This is a genomic window from Haloarchaeobius pelagicus, from assembly GCF_051207375.1.
In the GTDB taxonomy this organism is placed as follows: domain Archaea; phylum Halobacteriota; class Halobacteria; order Halobacteriales; family Natrialbaceae; genus Haloarchaeobius.
In genome coordinates this window covers 219,567-240,129 of record NZ_JBPJZD010000002.1, presented here as the reverse complement: position 1 = coordinate 240,129, position 20,563 = coordinate 219,567, and the positions used below count along the sequence as shown (strand labels likewise).

Here is a 20,563-nt window from a genome sequence, read left to right as displayed (position 1 = left end):
GAGCCTACGTCCCACATGTCATCGGTAGCCAGTGAGACGCTGCTCGCCAGTGGTCAGACCGCGGTCCGGAGGGCCTGAGATGGGACTCGTCGATTCGCTCGTCGTGTTCGTCGTGAGCTGGATCATCGGGACGGTCGGCATCGTCGCGGGCGTCCGGGCCGTCCTGGAACGGAAGACCGACGTCGGGTACGCCGCCGTCACGGCCCTGCTGGGAGCGGTCGTCTGGGGCGTGGTGAGCTTCCTCTTCGGGTGGATTCCGCTCCTCGGAATCCTCCTCGTGCTGGTCGCCTGGGTCGGCGTCATCAACTACCGCTACCCGGGTGGCTGGAAGACGGCAGCCGGTATCGGTGTGGTCGCGTGGCTCGTCGCGATCGTGGTCGTCTGGGTGCTCTCGGCCATCGGGGTCGTCGCACCGAACGTGCTGGGGATTCCGGGGGTGTAGGGCAGGTCCTGATTCAGCGGTCGATTCGAGTTTCTCCGGGGGGTGTTTTCGAGGACGGTGGTGACGGACCGAGGGTGCGAGTGAATCGGCACTGCTCCTGCCAATCTCGGGTGATTTTCTCAGTACAGTGCTGAATACAGAGCGCGAGTCGGCCAACTCCTAATCTACGTAGCGTCTACAGAACCATCGCCATTTCCAGGGCCGGCTCCCCATATCAGCCGCCATACAAGGTACACAATGACCCCAAGAAGGGCAATTAAGATCGAGAGTAGAGTCTGTCGGAATACAACGACTCCGAGGAGTAAGACCACAAGTACGTACGCACAGGTGAGGCCAAGGGCAACCTTTCGAGTAGTTTCGATGGAGGGCATCGTATCAGTCTTGTGCTACAAAGAAGGCACCAATATATCTTCGGAAACATGTTGACTCCGTTACTTAACTCACCCTCTGTATTCAGCAGGCGATTCCTGACAAGTTTGATTCAGAACACTAGATGAAGCGACAGACCCAGCCCCCTGCATCAAGCACCCGGGTGAGTTACGAATCGGAGACCGCTAACTGACGAATACTCCCAGAAAGCCCCCACCGCGTGCGCTCCCGCGACCCCGGCTGCGCTCCTCGGCTTCGCCTGCGGTGCTTGCCGGGTCGGGGTTCGCGCAGGCGGTGGCCCCTTTCAGTCCACTGTCGGACCTGCGGTCCGACGAGTTCCCGTTCGCTTCGCTCACGGGAACCCCCCGAACAGCACGGCACCACAGCCTGCCTTTCCCCGGAGACGACCACGCGCCTGTGCGGCGCGGGTCGTCTTGGCCGGTGGTGACTGTCTGGCCTGCTCACCGAACCACCGTCACCGGGCAGTTCGCGTGCCTGATGACCGCCTCGGCGACGCTGCCCAGCAGCATGCGTGAGACGCCGGAGCGGCCGTGGCTCCCGGTGATGATGTGGTCTACGTCGTGTTCGGCGGCGTAGGCGATGATTCGACGTGAGGGCCGCCCGACGACGATCTCGGTCTCGAGGTCGACGCCGACCTGGGCGGCGGCTCGCTCGGCGGTCGCGAGGCGCTCGGCCGCCGCAGTCTTCGCCTCCTCGTACCACTCCTCGGGCAGGCTCGGGATGGTGAGCTTGCGGCTGTAGCCGGCGGACGCGGGGTCGATGATGGTGAGGAGGGTCATCCGTGCCGCGTCGTCGAACTCGCACAGCGCCAACCGCAGGGCGTGGTCGGCCTGCACCGAGTCGTCGTAGGCGACGAGGACGTGCTCTGCCATTGGTATAGAATAGCACACTCTGGCCGATAAATGCATCTCCGCCGTCGCGGTGTCTCGGTCACGCGCTCGAAACCGACCGGAGAAACGCGCCTGCTCAGCGCCCGTGACTCGTCACACACGTCGAGAGGCCGATGCACTCGACGGGTTCGGAGTTGTCCGGCGAGTAGACGACCATCTGGCCCTTCTCCATGTAGGGCACCTTACTTTCGAGGTTCGCGGGGATGTTGACGCTCTTGATGGCGTCCTCGTCACCCAGGTTGAGGACGACGGTGGTGTTCACCTGCTTGAACACCGGGTCGGCGATGTCCTGGGGGTCCTGCGTGATGAGGAACAGCCCCAGTCGCTCCTTGCGCCCCTGCTTTGCGGCCTCGGTGAACTTCGTGATGACCTTGCGGGCCTGCACAGTGTCGGCGTCGGTGAGGAAGTTGTGGGCCTCGTCCATCCCGAGGACGATGGGGGTCTCCTTGATGCGGTCGAAGTCCGGGTCGTTCGAGAGCTTCTGGTCGACGAGCAGGCTGGCGAGGGCGAGCACCACGGTCGTCGTCGTCCGCGAGTCGTTGACGTGGTAGGTCGGGACCACCGAGAGTCCGCCCGGGCGGACGAACTCGTGGACGAGGTCGGTGATGGGCTTGGCAGACTGGTCGAACACGTCGGCGAAGCCGTAGGTCCGGCGCTTGACCGCGTCGAACGTCGCCTCGTGGATGCGCCCGGACTCGTGGAGTTCCTCCTTCAGCGCGGGGTCGTCGAGGAACGACCGGAACTGCGAGTAGGTCCCGCTGTCGCCGTGCTGGCGGAAGAACCGCCGCAGGAGCTGTTTGAGCGCGGGGTACTGGTTGTCGTTCAGGCCGCCGCTGGCGACGAGCCACGGGCGCGAGCGCACCATCGAGAACGGGATGGTGAACTCGACCTGCTCGGCGCGGTGGTGGTCGGCGGCGTAGCTCGCTTGCCCGACCTTCGGGACGAACGCCGTCGTATCCTCGATGCCGCCGTGGGCGATGTCCTCGCGCTCCAGCTTCCGCGCGAAGTCGTCGGTCATCTCGGGGTTATCGTCGTGCATCTGGGCGTACTCGTCCTGCGGGTCGAAGACGACCATCGCGGGGCGCACGTCGCGCCCGCCCTCCATGGGATAGGTGCGGTCCGAGTCGAGGTACTGCCGGAGGATGTTCTTCGCGCCGTGGGTCTTCCCGGAGCCGGTGCCACCCGCGACGAGGGTGTGGCGGAACACGAGCGGGTCGCCCGCCTCGTAGTCGTCTTTGAGCCGGTAGTCGATGGTCGGCGGCTCCGCGTTCGTGCGGACCTTCTCGCCACCGACGGAGAGATGTCCTAAAAAGACGCCCTCCTCGGGCATCTTCAGGCCGGTCTTTATCTCGGTGGTGTCGGTCGCTTCCCTGATTATCGTCTCCGGTTTGGGGACGCGGTCGACCATCCGGCGCTTGAGTTCCCCGCCGTCTCGCGGCTGCTCGCCGCTCGACTTGTCCGCGGCGGTTCCCGCCGCGCTATCCTCGAAGAGGACGGCCATCGGCTCCAGCGTCGCCATGAACTTGTAGTCGGCCTCGTCGATGCCGTCGCGGCGCATCGCTCGCCGGGCGTGAATCTCGGTCGCGTCGTCGGCGTGGAACGCCTGGGCGTACTCCAGCCCGGTGATCCGGGCGAACAGCTTCTCGCCGTCGGGGTACGGCGCGAGCAGGTACGAGCCGATGCGGACGTTCGGCCGGTTCCCCGTGGTGACGTACGCCCGCAACTGGGTGTCCTCCTCGCGCTCGGCGATGCGCAGCCCCTCCGAGACCGCGATGGTCCCGAGGCCGCGGTCGCGCCCACTCGGGGTCACGTCCATGCGCTGGAAGTCGTCGGTCTGGTCGTTGCCGTCGGTCGCGGTCGGCGTCTCGCCGGACGGGTCAGTCGTCGCGCCGTCGTCCTGCCTGGCGTCCCCGGCTGGTCCGTCGGCGTCGGCCGGCTCGTCGTCTACGTCGAAGTCCCCGAAGTCACCGAGGTCGGTCATACCCCAAGGCAAGGAATCGCGGCGTGAAACCGGTTTCCCTCGGTCGGGTGTGCGCCCGGCGTGACTCCAGCCCGTGGTCTTATCCGCGTCGGTCGCCTAGTCGAGAGGTATGTTGTTAGTTCGCGGCAGCGCGGCCGGTACTGACCTGACCGGCACCATCTACGAGCGGGGTGAGGACGCGCCGGAGTTCCGCGGTGCGCCCGACGAGGACGCCCCGTACGTCTGGGTGTGCGACGAGTTCTACGAGGTCGAAAGTGGTGGGACGGTCCAGGAGGTCGACGGCGAGGAGATACACATCGCCTTCGAGTCGCCGATGCCGCGCGGGTTCGACACCAAGGACCAGGCACTGGCCGCCGCCAAAGAGCACGTCCGGACCCAGTTCGCCCGCGTCGGCGTCGACCCGGACATGGTCGACATCTCGGTACAGAAGGCCGAAACCGCCTGAGCGGCTTTCTTTTACCCCCAGCGCGTGTCGTCGTAGTCTCGCGTGCGACGCGCCTGGAACGTCTCTTCGAGCGTCTCGGTGAGCGCCCGCTTCTCGTCGCGGCTGATGCGCGCGAGTTCGTCGGCCTTCGCGACGGCCAGCGGCGGGCCGCCCTGGGCGGCGATCTCCTGGAGCGCGAACAGCCGCAGGTTCTCCCGCGTTTCGGCGTCCTTCGTGAAGGCGTAGGGCGCTTCGAGCCGGTACACCAGGTCGTCACGCGGGTCGTAGACGACGCAGAACGTCACCTCGTACTGTTCGGGGTCGAGTCGACGGTCGGCACCGAGCGCGTCGCCACCCTTCGAAAGCGGGTGGTCCGCGCCGCCGCGGGAGCGGAACCAGTTCGTGCAGGTGAGGTTGTGCGTGTCGCGCTCCCAGCGCTCGGCGTCGTGGTCGAACTGACCGCGTTCGAGGATGCGCGTGAAGAACGCGGAGTCGTCGACCCAGGGGGCGTGGCCGCCCTTCTCGCGCACGGTGCGGGTGATGACCTTCGTCGCGGGGTTCTTGACGAACCCGACGAGGGGCACATCTCGCGTGACGAACGTCTCGACGAGCTCGACGTAGTTCTGGACGACCTCCTGTGGCTGTTCCTCGTCCTCCAGCAGCGCGGCCAGCTCGGGGTGCTGGTCGGCCCACTTGAACAGCCCCTTGGGATACAGCGGCCCGTCGAGCACCAGCAGGTCGTCGACCAGGTCGGCCTGCAACAGCGCGTGTTCGGACTCCGCGAGGTAGAGCGCCAGCGCGTGGACGACGCCCTCCTCGTACCGGTTGACGTGCGGCGCGTGGCGGATCTGCGACCGGATGTAGCCCTCGTCGTACACGGTCCACTCGCCCTCGTCCACGTCGACCGTGGCGTCGTTCGTGTGGACCGTCATCACGAGGGTGCGAGCCCGGTGCAGGTCGAGGTCCGAGGGCGTGGCGGACATCGCGGCCTGGGCGATGTCGAGAACTAATCCATTGGTGAACGTGGTCGGGTTGATGGTCCCGGAATCGAGCCCGTGGACCTCCTCGTAGGGCACCGCTGCCAGCGCCACGTCCTCGACGGGGGCGACGTGGCGGCCCTGCTCGCCCAGTGGGTCGAGCACGGTTCGTCCGTCGTCGACCAGCGGGTCGAGGAACTCGTCCCACACCGTCCGGGCGAAGTCGCGGTGGTCGTCCTCGCCCACGTCGTACCTGATGCGTTGGGCAAGCTGCGCGATGCCCTCGAAGTGCACCGGGTCCAGCGTCATGTCCCACCGAACCCGCCCTGCCGTACTAAAGCCGACGGTAGCCGCGACAGTTAACTCGGTTCCGTGTTCAAATTTATCAAGAGATTTATATGAACGTGTCCGCGATGACTACCCGATGACGGAGCGAACCGCGAAAGCGGTCACCGAGGACGAGCCGGCCTACGACTGGACGCGAACCGACACCGGCGTGCGCATCTACGACCCCGAGAACCCGGACGCGTGGGTCGAGATGGAGTTCGAAGCGGGCGTCCCGCCGGAGAAGCGCCTGTTCATGGTCTGTGACGAGTGCGGTGCCGTCGCGGCCCAGCCGACCCGCCCCGGCAACCGCTCGGTCTGTGGCGAGTGCCAGACCGAGTTCGCGACCGAGTAGCGTCGTATTCGTTGTTTCTGGCGGTCTCGTGAGGGCTGGCTCTGTTTTGCGAAGCAGGGTGTCTGGTGGGGTCTGCTGTGTTAGTTCGGTGGGTTGGGTGTACTAGCAGGTCACTCGCGCTGGTGACTGTGGAACCGCCACTGCACCGCATCCACATCCTCCCCAACCGACTCGCTCCGCGCTGCTCCGCTCGTCCCTCGCGCGGCACTGACTCGTGGCTTCGCTGGCGCTCAGCACACTCGTCAGCGCGCGCCAGAGCAGTCGTTCGGCAAACATCGAACCCATGCAAAGACAATCGGCGCGCGCGGTCGGTTGTCCGAACGAAGTGAGGCCACCGACGAAAGCGCGCGAGGGATGAGAAGCGCAGGCGGAGCCGAGCATCGGAGTCGGCTGGGGAGGCTGTGGTGCGGTCATAGCCACCAGCGCGAGTGGTGTGCTTGTCGTCATCCCAAACTGTCGTACCAGCCACGACACCCAGCTCGCGAAGAACGCCTGATTCCTCATCTTCTCACTGTCGCGAACGAACCTTTCTTTGTACCGACCCGCGACGGTTTCCGTATGAACGCGGCACTCATCATCCTCGACGGCTGGGGGCTCAACGACGACCCCGGCGACCATCGCGACGCGGTCGCAGCAGCGCACACACCCGTCTTCGACCGGCTCAGACGAACCGGGGCGTACGGTCGCCTGCACGTCGCGGGCCGGCGCGTCGGCCTGCCCGAAGGCCAGATGGGCAACTCCGAGGTCGGCCACCTCAACATCGGGGCGGGCCGGGTCGTCATGCAGGAGTACACCCGCATCGAGGACGCCATCGACGACGGTTCCTTCTTCGACAACGAGGCGCTGGGGTCGGCGTTCGCGTACGCCGACGAGAACGGGGGACGAGTCCACTTCATGGGCCTCGTCAGCGACGGCGGCGTCCACTCCTCCCAGCGCCACCTCCACGCGCTCATCGAGATGGCCGCCGAGCTTGAGGTCCCGGCGGTCACCCACGCGTTCACCGACGGGCGCGACACCGCCCCCCACGGCGGCGAGTCCTACCTGGCCGACCTGGAGGCGCACGCCCAGCAGTACGGCACCGGGCAGGTCGCAACGGTCTGCGGGCGCTACTACGCGATGGACCGCGACCAGAACTGGGAGCGCACCCGGCAGGCGTACGACGCCATCGTCGAGCGCGAGGCCCCACATCACGCCGACAGCGCGGTCGAAGCCGTCACGGAGAGCTACGACCGCGGCGACACCGACGAGTTCGTCGAGGCGACCACGGTGGGCGAGCACGAGGGCCTCGAAGATGGCGATGCAATCATCTTCTTCAACTTCCGGTCGGACCGCGCTCGCCAGCTCGTCCGGATGCTCCAGGCGGTCGAGCCCGAGGAGGACTGGCCCACCCCACCAGAAACGAAGCTCGTGACGATGACCGAGTACGACCAGACGTTCGACTTCCCGGTGGCGTTCGACCCCCACGAGCCCGAGGACGTCCTGGGCGAGGTCCTCTCGAAGGCGGGCAAGACCCAGCTCCGGATGGCCGAGTCGGAGAAGTACGCCCACGTCACCTACTTCCTCAACGGCGGCCGCGAGGTCGAGTTCGAGGGCGAACACCGCGAGATAATCGAGTCGCCCGACGTGCCGACCTACGACGAGACGCCGGCGATGAGTTCGGCCAAACTCACCGAGATGGCGGTCCGGCACATCGCCACGGACGACCCGGACGTGCTCGTCCTCAATTACGCGAACCCGGACATGGTCGGGCACACGGGCGACTACCGCGCCGCCGTGGAGGCGGTCGAGGCAGTCGACGTCCAGCTCGGGCGGCTCGAAGCCGCGGTCCGCGCCGCCGGTGGGCACGTCCTCGTCACGGCCGACCACGGGAACGCCGACGACATGGGTACCGAGGAAGACCCGCACACGGCCCACACCTACAACGACGTGCCGTTCGTCTACGCCACGCCGGGCGGCGACGACGGCGGGAAGCGCGTCCGCGAGGGCGGGTCGCTCTGTGACATCGCGCCGACGCTGCTCTCGCTCGTCGGCGTGCCGAAGCCGGCCGCGATGACCGGTGAGAACCTGCTGGTGCCCGAGCAGACCGACCTCTCCGCAGAACAGCACGCCGAGCTGCACGACGACGAGTAACGCTCTCCTCAGTCCACTTCCCACGCATTTGGAACGCTCATCGGCCCGCCGGAGAGCCGCAGCGCCGCGACCGCCGACAGCACCACCAGCGTGACGCCGGCCAGCCCCAGCGCGAGGTACTGTGAGCTGTCGGCGACCCGGCCCACGGCCACGCCGAAGGGGATGGCGACCACGGCGTTCACCATCGAGACGCCGGAGAGGACGGTCGCCCGGCCGGCCGTCTCGATCCGGTCGTTGACGTACTGCGTGGCGAGCGTACTCGTCGGGGTGTCCACCGCCCGGATGAGTACGAACGCCGGGAGGGCGGCGAGCGGCACGACGAGCGCGAGCGCCAGCGCGACGCCGAGCAGGGCAGGTGCGAGGGTCACCCACCCGACCAGCCCGAACCGGTCGCGGAGCCACTCGGTCCGGTAGCTGGCACCGGCCGCGAGAAGCGAGAAACCACCGTACAGCCACCCGAGCCACGCCTGTGGCAGCCCCAGGCCAACCGTCACTGGCTGGGTGAGCCGGGCCGTCGCGCTCGCGATGGCGAGGACGACCGCGACCCAGAGCACGAACCCGCGCAACTCGGCCGAGAGCAGGCGCTCGCGCAGCACCGGAAGGGCGTCGGCGGCGGTGATCCGGTCGTCGTCGTCGACCGTGACATTCGGGAACGTCAGCAGGACGAGTACGCCGAGTGCCCAGAGCGCACCGGTCGCGTAGAACGGCCAGCGCAGGCTCACGTCGCCGAGGTAGCCGCCGACCACCGCGCCGGCCGCCCCGAACGCGAGCGTCAGGGACTGGCCGCGGCCGCGGACCCTGGTGAACGCGTCGGAATCACTGTCGCCGTCGCGGTCGAGCACCTCGTACAGCCAGGCGTCCGTGTTGCCGGACTGGAGCGTCGACCCGAGCGCCCACAGCAGGTAGATGCCGGCCAGGGGCCAGAACGTGCCCGAGGCACCCATCGCGACGACCGCGACCGTCCGGAGGACGTTCCCGACGACGAGGCTTCGCTTCCAGCCCACCCGGTCGCCGACGTAGCCCGTGGGGACCTCCCCCAGAGTGATGCCGGCCCACCAGATGGCGTCCAGCACCATGATCTCGGTGAAGCTCAGGCCGTTGGTGCGGAGGAACAGCACCCAGATGGGCGTCGCGAGGCCCACGGAGGCGGTCGCCTTGTAGGCGTAGTACTTGAGTACGGGGAGGGGAGGGCGAGACCGGAACACGGGCGAAAATCGTCCCGGTAGCCCCTAAACCGTTTTCTGAAGCGTGTTTTTGTCGGCAAACAGTCAGCTATCGTCGCCCGTCCGGAACGAGTAGTCCAGACTCGCCGCCGAGTGAGTAAGGGAACCCATCGAGATGACGTCGACGCCGGTCGTCGCGTAATCCGCGACCGTCTCCAGCGTGATGCCGCCGGAGGCCTCGGCGAGCACACCGTCGGGGAGCAGCCCCACGGCTTCGGCCGTCGTCTCCGGACGCATGTTGTCCAGCAGGACGATGTCTGCTCCAGCGTCGGCGGCCTTCGGTGCGTCCTCCGGTTCCTCGACCTCGACCTCGATCTTCGTCGCGAACGAGACGCGCTCGCGGAAGTGTTCGATGGCTCCTTCGAGGCCCATCTCGGCGACGTGGTTGTCCTTCACCATGACCATGTGCGAGAGGTCGAGGCGGTGGGTGTCGCCACCGCCGGCCACCACGGCGCGCTTCTCGATACCGCGCAGGCCGGGCGTGGTCTTCCGGGTCGCCGCGATTCGCACGTCGTCGTCGACCTCGCGGGCCGCGTCGACCGCTTTGCGGGTGCGGGTCGCGACGCCGGAGGCGTGCCCGACGACGTTGACCGCGATGCGCTCGGCCCGGAGGACGGCTTTCGCTGGCCCTGCCACGCGGAGCACCACGTCACCCGCCTCGATTCGGGTGCCGTCCTCGGCGGTTTCAGTCACGTCGACGCCGACGTAGTCGAACACGCGCTCGGCGGCGTCCATCCCGGCGACGACGCCGGGCTCTTTGGCGACGAGTCTCCCCGTCGTCTCGCCGGGCACCTCGTTCGTCACGTCGTGGTGGCCGAGGTCCTCGCGGAACCACTGCTCTATCTGGGAGTCGTGAATCATCTGGTGTCGCCTCGCATCAGTCGTCGGCGGTCGCGGCGGCTTTCTCGTCCTCGGTCACGAGGTAGTGACAGCCGACGCTCTCCTCGTTCCCGGCGGCGGCTCGCGAGATGAGCAGGGCCGTGACGCTCGCGTTCCGGAGTTCGTACAGGTCCCGCGCGGTGCGGGTCCGGATGTAGGCGTCGACCTCGCCCTTGAGCCGGCGGAGGACGCCCTGTGCCCGGGCCATCTCGGTCGGGTCGCGCCGCAATCCGAGGTACTCGTCCATCACGCGACGCAGACGGTGGAACTTCTCGGCGGCGAACCGGGGTGGGAGGTCCGGGTCGCGGTCGAGCAGGTCCGGTGCCTCGACGGGTTCCGGCTCGACGCCGACCGCGTCCTCGCCGGCGCGCAGGCCCCAGACGAGCCCTTCGAGCAGGCTCGTGCTGGCGAGGCGGTTCGCGCCGTGGACGCCGGTGCGGGCGCACTCCCCGACGGCGTACAGCCGGTCGAGGGTGGTCTTCCCGCGGTCGTCCACGTTGACGCCCCCGCAGAGGAAGTGCTCGCAGGGGGCGACTGGAATGCCCGAGTCCCAGTCGACGTCGTGTTCCTCGCATTTTGCGGCGAGGTCTGGGAACGCCGCCTCGAAGGGTTCCTCGAGGGTGGACACGTCGAGGGTGACCTCGCCCGTCGCGTCTATCTCGTCCTGGACCGCCCGGGCGACCACGTCCCGCGGGGCGAGTTCGGCGTCCGGGTGGTAGTCGGGCATGAAGCGCTCTCCCTCACCGTTGCGGAGCAGGCCGCCTTCCCCGCGGACTGCCTCGGAGAGCAGGAAGGGTTCCTCGCCTGCGAACGCGGTCGGGTGGAACTGCACGAACTCCATGTCGGCCACGTCAGCCCCCGCGAGGGCGGCCATGGCGATGCCGTCGCCGGTCGAACCCGTCGGATTGGTGCTGCGCTCGTACAGGTCGCCGATACCGCCGGTTGCGAGGACGGTCGTGCCCGCGAAGACGGGCTCGCCGGTCTTCTCGGTGTCCAGCATCGCGCCGTGGACCCGGCCCTCGTGGGTGATGAGCTGGAGCGCGGCGGTATCCTCCAGAATCTCGACGTTCTCGTGGTCGTCGAGGTAGTGCAGGAACGGCCGGAGGATGTGCTTGCCCGTCGAGGCGTCGACGTGGAGGATGCGCTTCTCCGAGTGGGCCGCCTCGCGGGTGTAATCGAACTCCTCGGTCTCCGAATCGAGGTCGAACTCGACGCCCAGCGTGTCGACCAGCACGTCTTCGACCGCCGAATCCGCGTTCTCGACCAGGACGTCGACCGCGGCCTCGTCGGCGGTGTCCGCGCTGGCCGCGAGGATGTCCTGTTTGAACCCCTCGGGGTCGGTGCCCGTCGTGGAGATGCCGCCCTGTGCCCAGTCCGAGGAGGCGTCCTCGGGGCGCTCCGCCTTGGTGACGACGAGGACGTTCGCGCCCTCGCGAGCTGCGGCGAGTGCGGCCGCACAGCCCGCGATACCGGTGCCGACGACGAGTATCTCAGTTTCTCGCATATCGCTACACCTCCAGCATCCGGTCCAGCGCAACCTTGGCCAGTTCCTTCTCCTCCGGCGCGACCTCGATGACGTTGCGCTCGCGGCCTTCGACCAGTTCCTCGAGCACCCACGTCAGGTAGTTCGGGTCGATCTGGCGCATCGCGTTGCAGTCCATGCAGGCGTCGCCACACAGGGGGAGGACGTTCACCTCGGGGTGCCAGCGCTGGAGGTGGTTCGTGAGGTGGATTTCGGTGCCGATAGCCCACGTCTCGCCGGGCTCGGCGTTCTCGACCGTCTCCGTGATGGCGGCTGTGGAGCCGGCCTTGTCGGCGGCTTCGACGACCTCGCGGCGGCACTCGGGGTGGACGATGACCTTCGCATCGGGATGCTGCTCGCGCACTTGCTCGATGTGGTCGACGCGGAATCGCTCGTGGACCTGGCAGTAGCCGTCCCACAGGATGATGTCCGACTTCGCGACCTGTTCTGCGTCCTTGCCCTCGGGGTCCCACGGGTCCCACTCGGCCATGTTGTCCTGCATGCCCAGCCGGTGGGCCGTGTTCTCGCCGAGGTGCTTGTCCGGCAGGAACAGCACCTTGTCGCCGCGCTCGAAGGCCCACTCGAACGCGCGGTGGGCGTTCGAGGACGTACAGACCAGCCCGCCCTGCTCGGCACAGAACGCCTTCAGGTCGGCGTAGCTGTTCATGTACGTGATGGGGATGATATTGGAATCTGGGGCCGCACTCGTGATCTCCTCCCACGCGGCGTCGACCTGCAGCGCCTCGGCCATCCCGGCCATCGGGCAGGACGCCTCCATGCTCGGCAGGATGACGGTCTGGTCGTCGTCGGTGATGATGTCGGCCGACTCCGCCATGAACGTCACGCCGCCGAAGATGACGTACTTCGCGTCTGCGTTCGCCGCCTCCACGCTCAGCTGGTAGGAGTCGCCGATGAAGTCCGAGTGGTCGACGATCTCGCGGCGCTGGTAGTTGTGTCCGAGGATGACCACGTCCTCGCCGAGTTCGGCCTTCGCCGCCTCGATGCGTTCGGTTCGTTCCGCCTCGGTCAGTTCGCGGTACTCCGCCGGGAGCTGTTCAAGGTTGTCGTACTTGAACAGGCTCAACTCCGTCTCGAAGGTCGCGGTTTCCATCTTTGGCACGGTGTGGACACCTGTTGTTACCTAGCCGTCAGCGGGCCGCATTGAAGAAATTTTCTCTTCGATAGTCTGGTATGGGGGATTACCACCTCCTGATAGTGCTATCAGAGTGCATACTGTCGGGTACGGGTGGTTCGGTGAACAATAAACTACAGAGTGAGTTAACGATGGGTCGCCGTACTGCTCGCCCGGTTTCTATGACGAATCGACTTCGTGAATCAGGACTTGGCCTGGTCGAGCTGCATCGTGAGACCGAACACCAGCGCGAGACCGGCGACTGCGCCAGCGGTCCACAGCGTCTGGCCGAAGGGTCCGTCCCCGGTCGTGACCAGATCGACCAGCGTGATGAGAGCGAACATCCTGACGAACCCCCTGCCGAAGTCCTGCTGCCGCATCGAGAGCCGGTGGCCGTGGTACACGGAATAGTAGGCGGTGCCACCGACGCCGAGGACCAGCGGGAGCACCAGATTCGAGTCGCCGAGCGTGACGTACGCGCCTGCACCAGCGCCGATACCCACGAGGAGCGAGAGCCACAGCACGAGCAGTCGTCGCTCGCGGAGGGCGTCGAGGAGGGCGGAGAGCATACGAAAAAGTTTCTTCTAACCGATACAAAACAGCGTCGATGAAAACGGTGGCCGACGACTACTGACCGTCGTACACGACCTCGCCGCCCACGACCGTCATCGCCACGTCGATATCGCGAATCGACTCCTCGTGCTGCCACGGCGAGTCGTCCAGAATCGTGAAATCGGCCTGCTTGCCGACCTCGATAGTCCCCAGCCGGTCCTCGGCGAAGCCCGCGTACGCGCCCCCGAGGGTGTACGCGCGGAGTGCTTCCGTAACAGTGAGGCGCTGACTTTCCGCAGGGGCGTTCACCGCGTAGTCGACCCCCAACAGCGGGTCCATCGGCATCACGTCGCTCGAAAAGGCGAGGTGCACGCCCGCATCCAGCAGGTCCCGGAAGCGGTTCGACTGCTCGCGGCGCTCGGTTCCCAACCGGGACTGGTACAGCCCCTCCGCACCGGCCCACTGGAGGAAGTTGGGCTGACAGGAGGCGATGATTCCCGAGTCGGCGAAGCGCTCGATGTGCTCGTCGGTGACCAGTTCGACGTGTTCGACGCGGTGGCGCGCATCGCCCGGATTCTCGGTGCTCTCAAAAGCGTCCAGCGTCACCGTGATGGCCTCGTCGCCGATGGCGTGGACGGTCAACTGCAGGCCGGCATCGTCGGCCTGCTGGGCGATGTCGTGGAGTTCGTCGGGGTCGACGACCCACGTCCCGGTCTCGTCCGGGTCGTCGGCGTAGGGCTCGGAGAGCTTCGCGGTGCGGCCGCCGAAGCTCCCGTCGGTGAACGATTTTATCGCGCCCGTCTCGACCTTCTCGCTGCCGTGGTTGGTCCGGAGGCCGACCTCTTCGACGGCGTCGAGGTGGTCGCTCCAGTAGTTGATGCGGACCCTGATGTCGAGTTCGCCCGTCTGCTCCAGTTCGCGGTAGGCCCGCGGCGCGTGGCTCTGGCGGACCATGTCGTGGATTTGCGTCACGCCGCGCTCGACGGCGTATTCTTGCGCAGCGCGGAGCAGTTCTCGCGTCTCCGCGGGGTCGGGGTCGATGGTGTCCCACACCGGTTCGATGGCGTCTTCGACCACGACGCCGGTCGGCTCGCCGTCGTCGGTTCGGACGTCTGCCGCGGGCATCTCGTCGCGCAGGCGCTCCAGGGCGACGGAGTTCAGCGCCGCGGTGTGCATGTCGACTCTGACGGCGGCGACGGGGCGCTCCTCGCTCACCGAATCGAGGTCTTCCCGGGTGAGGTAGCGCTCTTCGGCCCAGCCGGACTCGTCCCAGCCGAACCCGAGAATCCACTCCCGGTCGTCGTGCGCCTCGCTGGCGAGGAGGTCGACCGCGTGCCCGGGCGAGTCGGCTTCGCTCAGGTCGGCGTGGAGCTGGTACTGGCCGAGCTGTTGCATGTGGGTGTGGGCGTCGATGAAGCCCGGCAGGACGGTTCGCCCACCGCAGTCGACGACCTCGGTGTCGAGGCCGACGAGGAAGTCGACTTCGTAGGCGTCGCCGACCCGGACGATTTCTCCATCGCGAACCGCGACGGCCTCGGCGGTCTCGTCCGGCTCCGTCAGGGTGTGGACCTCCGCGTTCGTGAGCACGAGGTCCGCTGCGTCGGTCATAGTTCAAGGGGCGACGCGCCGGTGGGTAAACGTTTGGATGGCCCGTGTCCGCGAGTGCGCCCCACCCTGCCTGAAAGGGTAACCGGTATCAACCGCCACCGAACACCTTCTGGTATGACCGACCCGGCGACACTCGCGGAACGGGTCCGCGAGGGGGAACTCCGACTGCACGAACTCGAAGAGCACGTGGACCACGACACGGCGACGGAAGCCCGTCGGCTCCTGCTCGAAAACGCGACCGACGCCGACCTGGATACGGTGGGCCAGTACGCCTTCGACGCCGAGGTCGCCGAGTCCGCCATCGAGAACATGATCGGCGCGGCCCAGATTCCGATGGGCGTCGTCGGACCCGTCACCGTCAACGGCGGCGCGGCCGATGGCGAGTACTACCTCCCGCTGGCGACGACCGAGGGGGCGCTGCTGGCGAGCGTGAACCGCGGTCTCTCCGTCATCCAGTCCGCCGGCGGCGCGGACGCCCGGGTCACCAAGAGCGGGATGACTCGCGCACCCGTGTTCCGGGTCTCCGGCGTCGTCGAGGCCGCCGAGACCGTCGAGTGGGTGCGAGAGAACACCGACCAGCTGCGCGAGGCGGCCGAGGCGACGACGAGCCACGGCGAACTGCTCGACGTGACGCCGTACGTCGTCGGGGACTCGGTGTACCTGCGCTTCCGCTACGATACCAAGGACGCGATGGGGATGAACATGGCCACCATCGCGACGGGCGAGGCCTGTGACGTGGTCGAGGCGGAGACGCCGGCGTCGCTGGTCGCGCTCTCGGGCAACCTCTGCTCGGACAAGAAACCGGCCGCGGTGAACGCGGTCGAGGGCCGCGGGCGCTCGGTGACCGCGGACGTGGTCATCCCGGGCGACGTGGTCGAGGAGCGCCTGCACACCACGCCGGGGGCCATCGCCGAGGCGAACACCCGCAAGAACCTCATCGGGAGCGCGAAAGCGGGGAGCCTGGGATTCAACGCCCACGCCGCGAACACCATCGCCGCGGCCTTCCTCGCGACCGGGCAGGACGCCGCCCAGGTCGTCGAGGGGTCGAACGCCATCACGACGGCCGAGGAACGCGACGGCGACCTCTACGCCTCTATCTCCGTGGCGTCGCTCGAACTCGGCACCGTCGGCGGCGGGACGAAGCTGCCGACCCAGTCCGAGGCGCTCGACGTGCTCGGACTGCGCGGCGGCGGCGACCCCGCCGGGTCGAACGCCGACGCCCTCGCGGAGGTCATCGCGGCCGGCGCGCTCGCGGGCGAACTCTCGCTGCTCGCCGCGCTCGCGTCGCGTCACCTCTCCTCCGCCCACGAAGAGCTGGGTCGCTAGGCACACCGCCCCCTCGTTTTAGGTGCTCGCCCGGCGTCAACCCGGTATGGAACACGTTCCGAACGATTCCGTCGAGCCGACCGAAGCGGTCGAGGGCACGCACCTCTCGATGCTCGCAGGTGGCGAGCAGATGAACGTCCAGCACTTCTTCATCGAGCCCGACTCGACCGTCCCCGAGCACAGCCACCCCCACGAGCAGGCGGGGTTCATCTACGAGGGGACACTCACCTTCCTGGTCGACGGCGAGGAGATACCCGTCTCTGCGGGCGACTCATACTCGATTCCGGGCGACGAGGTCCACGGGGCCGAGAACCGCGGGGACGTGCCAGTCAAGGGAATCGACATCTTTAGCCCGCCGCGGGAGAACCCGGCCTGGCAGGACGACGACTGAGCGCTCGGGCCGTTTTCACCGACCTCTCTCGACGCAAGTTTGATATAATTCTGTTATGAACGGTCGCGTATGAATCGCGCAGCCCTCAAGCCGTACCTGGTCCGGTACACCCTCGTGGCTGGTCCCCTGTTCGCCGCGCTCGTCCTCGGTGCCAGCGCCGCCGCCGGGCTGCCCCTCCCCACTGTCTCGTTCTTCTTCGGCGGGGCGATGCTGGCCTGTGCCCCACTCCCGTTCGCTGCGACCGACGCCGGGCTGGACACCGTCGAGGCGGGCGTGCAGGGCGGCTTCGACGTGACCGACCCGAGTTCCTTCCAGCCGCGGGGCGTCCCCGGCCGACTCGGCCTGGCGTTCTCCGCCCTCGGCGCGGGGCTGACCTCGGTCGCCGTCTTCCTCGCCACGAGCGGCGTGCTCGGATGACCGAGCCCCGGCGACTCAGAGTCTGCGGTAGCGTCCCCGACTCTCGCTGACCTCGCCACGCCGGACGAGCTTCTGCAGCGCCGTCTCGACGTAGTCGGCGGGGACGCCGTGTTCTTCGGCGAAGGCGACGACCTCCTCCTCGGTCGGCCGGTCGAGTTCGCGCAAGGCGGCCTCGACGGTCTCTTTCCGACTCAGCGACCGGCCGCCACCGCCGCTCGCGCGGTCGCCCGCCGCGTTCACCTCGTCGACGTCCAGTCCGGACGCTTCGAGGAACTCGGCGTCGTCGATGACCCCGTCGGCGACGGCGTCGTCCAGTTCGGCGAACGACTCCACCTTCGCGAACGCCTCGCCCTCCCCCTGGCGGTTCGCCAGCATCGACGCGCGGACCTCGCGGGCGTGGTCGAGATCGTCGGTCTTCACGAACGAGCGTACCTGCTTGAACTTGCGGCGCGTGCCACAGCGCCCACACTGGGTGCTCTCGGGACGGCCCTCGATGATTCGCAACGCGCCACAGTCGCTACACCCGACCACGTGGTACATACCCGACCGTCGTGCGGCCATCGATTTGAATCTTCGTCCAGTTGGGCGACACGCTCAAGGCGAGGGCTGGCGATTTGCAACTAATGACACTCCCGAGTGGTGCTCGACCGGCCAGTTTCCGGACCGTCCCGGTCGACGCCCCGGTCGCGGTGCTCCTCGTCGCGCCGGACGAGGACGCCGTCGCCCTCGACGGGCGATCCGGGTTCACCGTCACCCGCGTGGACTCGGCTGCCGCCATCGAGCAGGTGCTACCCGCGTCCGACCAGTGCGTCGACTGCGTGGTCCACACCACCGAGACCGAAGCAGCGCCGGAGACGCTGGCGACCGTCCGGTCCCACACCGATGCTCCCTACCTGCTGTACGGTGCCGACCCCGCTCCGGAAGTCCTGGAAACGGTCCTCTCTGCGACCGCCACCGAGTACCTGCCGCGGTTCGAGTCCGGCTGTTCCGACCTGCTCGCGACCCGGATTCGACGCGCCGTGACCCAGGCCCAGCTCGAACACGACCTGCAGTTGAAAGACCGGGCACTCGAACAGGCGGGCGTCGGCATCACCATCGCCGGCCCCGACGAGTCGCTCCTGTACGTGAACGACGGGTTCGAGGAGATGACGGGCTACAGCGCCGAGACGGTCATCGGGCAGAACTGTCGGTTCCTGCAAGGCGAGGACACCGACCCGGAGACGGTGGCCTCGATTCGGGACGCCATCGATGCCAACGAACCCATCTCCGTCGTGTTGAAGAACTACGACGCCGACGGGGAGCCGTTCTGGAACCAGCTCGACATCGCCCCGGTGTTCGACGAGGACGGTGAGGTCACCCACTACTTCGGATTCCAGAAGAACGTGACCGAACGGGAGGAACTCGGCCACGAACTCCGCCGGCAGAACGAGCGCCTCGAAGAGTTCGCGAGCGTCGTGAGCCACGACATCCGGGGGCCGCTCAGCGTCGCGAAGGGTCACGTCGAGACGGTCGCCGAGCAGACCTCCTCGGACGGGCTGGAGGCGGCACTGGCGGCCCTCGACCGCATCGAGCGCATAGTCGGCGACGTGTTGACACTCGCCCGCGAGGGCGATGTCGTGGCGGACCCCGAGCCGGTCGGCCTCGAGGCGGTCGTGACCCGGGCCTGGCAGACCGGAGAGACCGGCGACCTCGCCATCGCGGTCGAGGGCACCCTCGGTATGATCGAGGCCGACCCTGACCGTCTGCAGACGCTGTTCGAGAACCTGTTCCGCAATGTCGCCGACCATGCGACGGGCGCGACCACCGTCACCGTCGGCCGCCTCGAATCCCCGGTGGAAGCCGGGTTCTACGTCGCTGACGATGGCCCCGGTATCCCCGAAGACGAGCGCGAGTCGGTGTTCGAGCACGGGTTCACCACCGACACTGATGGGACCGGGTTCGGCCTCGCCATCGTCGAGCGCATCGCGACTGCCCACGGCTGGTCGGTAACCGTCGAAGAAAGCGGAACTGGTGGTGCTCGGTTCGTGGTCTCGTAGCGTCAGACGGTGTACCCGTCGGCGCGCAGCAGTTCGATCACACGGTCGACCTGGTCGCCCTGTATCTCTATCCTGTCGTCCTGGACGGTGCCACCCGCGCCTGCAGCACGCTTCAACTTGGTCGCGAGCTTCCTGAGGTCGACGTCCGACGGGAATCCCTCCACGATGGTCATCGGTTTCCCGTAGCGTCGGCGCTCGACCCGGACGGAGAGCTCTGTTTCCGCACGGTCAAGGTCTCCCAGCAGGTCGATATCGAGGTCGTCGAAGGCTGTCGAGTCTTTTGCCACGCGGAGTGTACGCTGGCAGCAGGTATAGCCATTACCGGCCCCTCAGCCGACGCCGGTGTACTCCGTGTCGGCGATGGGGATGCCTGTCCTGACGCACTCCGCGAAGAACGCATCGCGGCAGTGGTCGTCGGGGAACCGGACGAAGAAGTGCCACTCGTCGGTCCCTCGTCCGTCCAGTATCGCCCCGTGGAACCGGTAGATGGTGCTGACGAACGGGGTCGCGCCTGGTCGCCACCAGATGCGGTACAGTCGTCGACCGGGCAGTGACTCGACCAGTGACAGCCGCTGTATCTGGTCGAGGGACCCGGCAGCCTGCTCGAACCCCTCCAGGTTCCGCCCGACCACCCAGACGAGTGGCGCGACCGCGCCGTCGACGGGGACGACCCGGACGAGCTCGACAGCCGTCGCTGGCGTCTGTGCAGTGAGCGCGCCAAGCGGAAAGTCGGCCGCCGCGACCGTGACGTCGACGAGAGTCATCCTCGGGTAAAGGTTGGTCACTGGCGTGCTTGGGTGTACGCCCAGTTCTCTCAACCCGGTTAAAAAGGGCCTTGGAAAATCAACGGTGCGGCGCTCGAACTCAGGTGGCTTCTTCCTCGAGGACGACCACGTTCGCGAGCTTGTCCATCGCACGCCGGAGTCGTTCGCCCGCCGCCTGCTCGCTGATGCCGAGTTCGGCGGCCACGTCCGCGAGGGTCGCGTTCTTCGGGACCTTGTAGTAGCCGAGGCTCGCCGCGATCTCGAGCGCCTCGCGTTGCTCGTCGGTGAGTCCGAAGTCGTACTTCTGGTTCTGCACCTCGGCGAGTGTGTGCAGCCGCCGGAGTTCGAACGGGACGTCGTTGTCAGAACACCACGAACTGAACGACGAGAGGTCGCTGTGGTCGTTGAAGCGCAGCCGGAACAGCCACTTGTGGTTCCCGTGTGCCTCGAGGATGGTCGCGCCGAGTTCGGCGATGACCGAGACGAAGCTCACCACGTCTTCTCCCCACGTGACGCGATACAGCACCGCATCGTCCAGTCTGTCCAGTACGGTCAGCTCGTCGACCGACTGTAGCTGTGCAGCCCTCTGTTCGAACGCCTCGAAGTCGCCCCCCTGTGCCCAGAAGAACGGGATAACCGCATCGTCGGTCGGTACGACTCGTTCGAGCTCGATTCGCATCCCCGGTTCTTCGAGCGTCAACTGGCCGAGAGGGAACGACTCCGAGGCGATCGTCACTTCCGCGATAATCGCCATCTACCAAGGAGACGCTTGCAAGGCTGATAAGTGTGTGCGAGCGAAT

General features: G+C 67.2%; 21 protein-coding genes. 8 read left to right on the top strand and 13 right to left on the bottom strand.

Annotated features, from left to right (window positions below; translation table 11 throughout):
• Positions 1-79: 79 nt before the first annotated feature.
• Positions 80-442 carry a hypothetical protein gene (locus ACSC1S_RS13690; RefSeq protein WP_435364812.1) on the top strand — a complete coding sequence of 121 codons (363 nt, stop codon included), beginning with the start codon at positions 80-82 and terminating at the stop codon, positions 440-442.
• 830 nt (positions 443-1,272) lie between these two features.
• Here ACSC1S_RS13690 and ACSC1S_RS13685 read toward each other — a convergent pair.
• Both ACSC1S_RS13685 and ACSC1S_RS13680 read right to left on the bottom strand, forming a co-directional pair.
• Positions 1,273-1,704 carry a universal stress protein gene (locus tag ACSC1S_RS13685; protein ID WP_435364811.1) on the bottom strand — a complete coding sequence of 144 codons (432 nt, stop codon included), beginning with the start codon at positions 1,702-1,704 and terminating at the stop codon, positions 1,273-1,275.
• A gap of 94 nt (positions 1,705-1,798) precedes the next feature.
• Complete coding sequence (locus ACSC1S_RS13680; protein ID WP_435364810.1) at positions 1,799-3,703, bottom strand: ATP-binding protein; 1,905 nt, start codon at positions 3,701-3,703, stop codon at positions 1,799-1,801.
• Between the two features lie 109 nt (positions 3,704-3,812).
• Between ACSC1S_RS13680 and ACSC1S_RS13675 the strand changes: the two genes are divergently transcribed.
• Positions 3,813-4,148 carry a DUF7113 family protein gene (locus tag ACSC1S_RS13675; protein ID WP_261652387.1) on the top strand — a complete coding sequence of 112 codons (336 nt, stop codon included), beginning with the start codon at positions 3,813-3,815 and terminating at the stop codon, positions 4,146-4,148.
• Positions 4,149-4,159: 11 nt separating this feature from the next.
• Here ACSC1S_RS13675 and ACSC1S_RS13670 read toward each other — a convergent pair whose 3' ends face one another.
• Positions 4,160-5,413: a DNA double-strand break repair nuclease NurA gene (locus ACSC1S_RS13670; protein ID WP_435364809.1), complete on the bottom strand. Its 1,254-nt coding sequence runs from the start codon at positions 5,411-5,413 to the stop codon at positions 4,160-4,162.
• 115 nt (positions 5,414-5,528) lie between these two features.
• Here ACSC1S_RS13670 and ACSC1S_RS13665 point away from each other — a divergent pair, with 115 nt between their 5' ends.
• Together ACSC1S_RS13665 and gpmI are read left to right on the top strand one after the other, a co-directional pair.
• Complete coding sequence (locus tag ACSC1S_RS13665; protein WP_435364808.1) at positions 5,529-5,783, top strand: hypothetical protein; 255 nt, start codon at positions 5,529-5,531, stop codon at positions 5,781-5,783.
• A gap of 558 nt (positions 5,784-6,341) precedes the next feature.
• A complete protein-coding gene (gpmI, locus tag ACSC1S_RS13660; protein WP_435364807.1) occupies positions 6,342-7,913 on the top strand; it encodes a 2,3-bisphosphoglycerate-independent phosphoglycerate mutase in 1,572 nt (523 codons plus the stop codon).
• Between the two features lie 8 nt (positions 7,914-7,921).
• Here gpmI and ACSC1S_RS13655 read toward each other — a convergent pair whose 3' ends face one another.
• The 6 genes from ACSC1S_RS13655 to ACSC1S_RS13630 all read right to left on the bottom strand — a co-directional run bounded on the left by ACSC1S_RS13655 (position 7,922) and on the right by ACSC1S_RS13630 (position 14,829).
• The gene (locus tag ACSC1S_RS13655; protein WP_435364806.1) at positions 7,922-9,118 is read right to left on the bottom strand and encodes an MFS transporter; all 1,197 of its coding nucleotides are present in this window, start codon (positions 9,116-9,118) and stop codon (positions 7,922-7,924) included.
• Between the two features lie 63 nt (positions 9,119-9,181).
• On the bottom strand, positions 9,182-9,997 hold the full coding sequence (gene nadC / locus ACSC1S_RS13650; protein WP_435364805.1) for a carboxylating nicotinate-nucleotide diphosphorylase: 816 nt from the start codon (positions 9,995-9,997) through the stop codon (positions 9,182-9,184).
• Between the two features lie 16 nt (positions 9,998-10,013).
• Positions 10,014-11,519 (bottom strand): L-aspartate oxidase, encoded by a 1,506-nt coding sequence (locus tag ACSC1S_RS13645; protein WP_435364804.1) that lies wholly within the window; start codon positions 11,517-11,519, stop codon positions 10,014-10,016.
• Between the two features lie 4 nt (positions 11,520-11,523).
• Positions 11,524-12,657: a quinolinate synthase NadA gene (nadA, locus tag ACSC1S_RS13640; protein ID WP_435364803.1), complete on the bottom strand. Its 1,134-nt coding sequence runs from the start codon at positions 12,655-12,657 to the stop codon at positions 11,524-11,526.
• A gap of 215 nt (positions 12,658-12,872) precedes the next feature.
• Positions 12,873-13,238, bottom strand: coding sequence for a hypothetical protein (locus tag ACSC1S_RS13635; protein WP_435364802.1), 366 nt, complete (start codon positions 13,236-13,238; stop codon positions 12,873-12,875).
• Between the two features lie 58 nt (positions 13,239-13,296).
• Complete coding sequence (locus tag ACSC1S_RS13630; RefSeq protein ID WP_435364801.1) at positions 13,297-14,829, bottom strand: amidohydrolase; 1,533 nt, start codon at positions 14,827-14,829, stop codon at positions 13,297-13,299.
• 114 nt (positions 14,830-14,943) lie between these two features.
• On the opposite strand from ACSC1S_RS13630, the gene hmgA reads away from it, so the two are divergent.
• The 3 genes from hmgA (at position 14,944) to ACSC1S_RS13615 (ending at position 16,963) form a co-directional block, all read left to right on the top strand.
• The gene (hmgA, locus tag ACSC1S_RS13625; protein ID WP_435364800.1) at positions 14,944-16,155 is read left to right on the top strand and encodes a hydroxymethylglutaryl-CoA reductase (NADPH); all 1,212 of its coding nucleotides are present in this window, start codon (positions 14,944-14,946) and stop codon (positions 16,153-16,155) included.
• Positions 16,156-16,201: 46 nt separating this feature from the next.
• Positions 16,202-16,546, top strand: a complete 345-nt coding sequence (locus tag ACSC1S_RS13620; RefSeq protein WP_435319387.1) for a cupin domain-containing protein — start codon at positions 16,202-16,204, stop codon at positions 16,544-16,546.
• Between the two features lie 69 nt (positions 16,547-16,615).
• Positions 16,616-16,963, top strand: a complete 348-nt coding sequence (locus ACSC1S_RS13615; RefSeq protein ID WP_435364799.1) for a hypothetical protein — start codon at positions 16,616-16,618, stop codon at positions 16,961-16,963.
• Positions 16,964-16,978: 15 nt separating this feature from the next.
• Here ACSC1S_RS13615 and ACSC1S_RS13610 read toward each other — a convergent pair whose 3' ends face one another.
• Positions 16,979-17,503: a DUF5817 family protein gene (locus ACSC1S_RS13610; RefSeq protein ID WP_435364798.1), complete on the bottom strand. Its 525-nt coding sequence runs from the start codon at positions 17,501-17,503 to the stop codon at positions 16,979-16,981.
• 83 nt (positions 17,504-17,586) lie between these two features.
• Between ACSC1S_RS13610 and ACSC1S_RS13605 the strand changes: the two genes are divergently transcribed.
• Positions 17,587-18,999 carry a PAS domain-containing protein gene (locus tag ACSC1S_RS13605; protein ID WP_435364797.1) on the top strand — a complete coding sequence of 471 codons (1,413 nt, stop codon included), beginning with the start codon at positions 17,587-17,589 and terminating at the stop codon, positions 18,997-18,999.
• Between the two features lie 2 nt (positions 19,000-19,001).
• Here the strand turns inward: ACSC1S_RS13605 and ACSC1S_RS13600 are convergent, their stop codons facing one another.
• The 3 genes from ACSC1S_RS13600 to ACSC1S_RS13590 all read right to left on the bottom strand — a co-directional run bounded on the left by ACSC1S_RS13600 (position 19,002) and on the right by ACSC1S_RS13590 (position 20,517).
• A complete protein-coding gene (locus ACSC1S_RS13600) occupies positions 19,002-19,286 on the bottom strand; it encodes an SUI1 family translation initiation factor (RefSeq protein ID WP_435364796.1) in 285 nt (94 codons plus the stop codon).
• Positions 19,287-19,328: 42 nt separating this feature from the next.
• A complete protein-coding gene (locus ACSC1S_RS13595) occupies positions 19,329-19,763 on the bottom strand; it encodes a hypothetical protein (RefSeq protein ID WP_435364795.1) in 435 nt (144 codons plus the stop codon).
• A gap of 100 nt (positions 19,764-19,863) precedes the next feature.
• A complete protein-coding gene (locus ACSC1S_RS13590) occupies positions 19,864-20,517 on the bottom strand; it encodes a helix-turn-helix domain-containing protein (RefSeq protein ID WP_435364794.1) in 654 nt (217 codons plus the stop codon).
• Positions 20,518-20,563 lie beyond the last annotated feature (46 nt).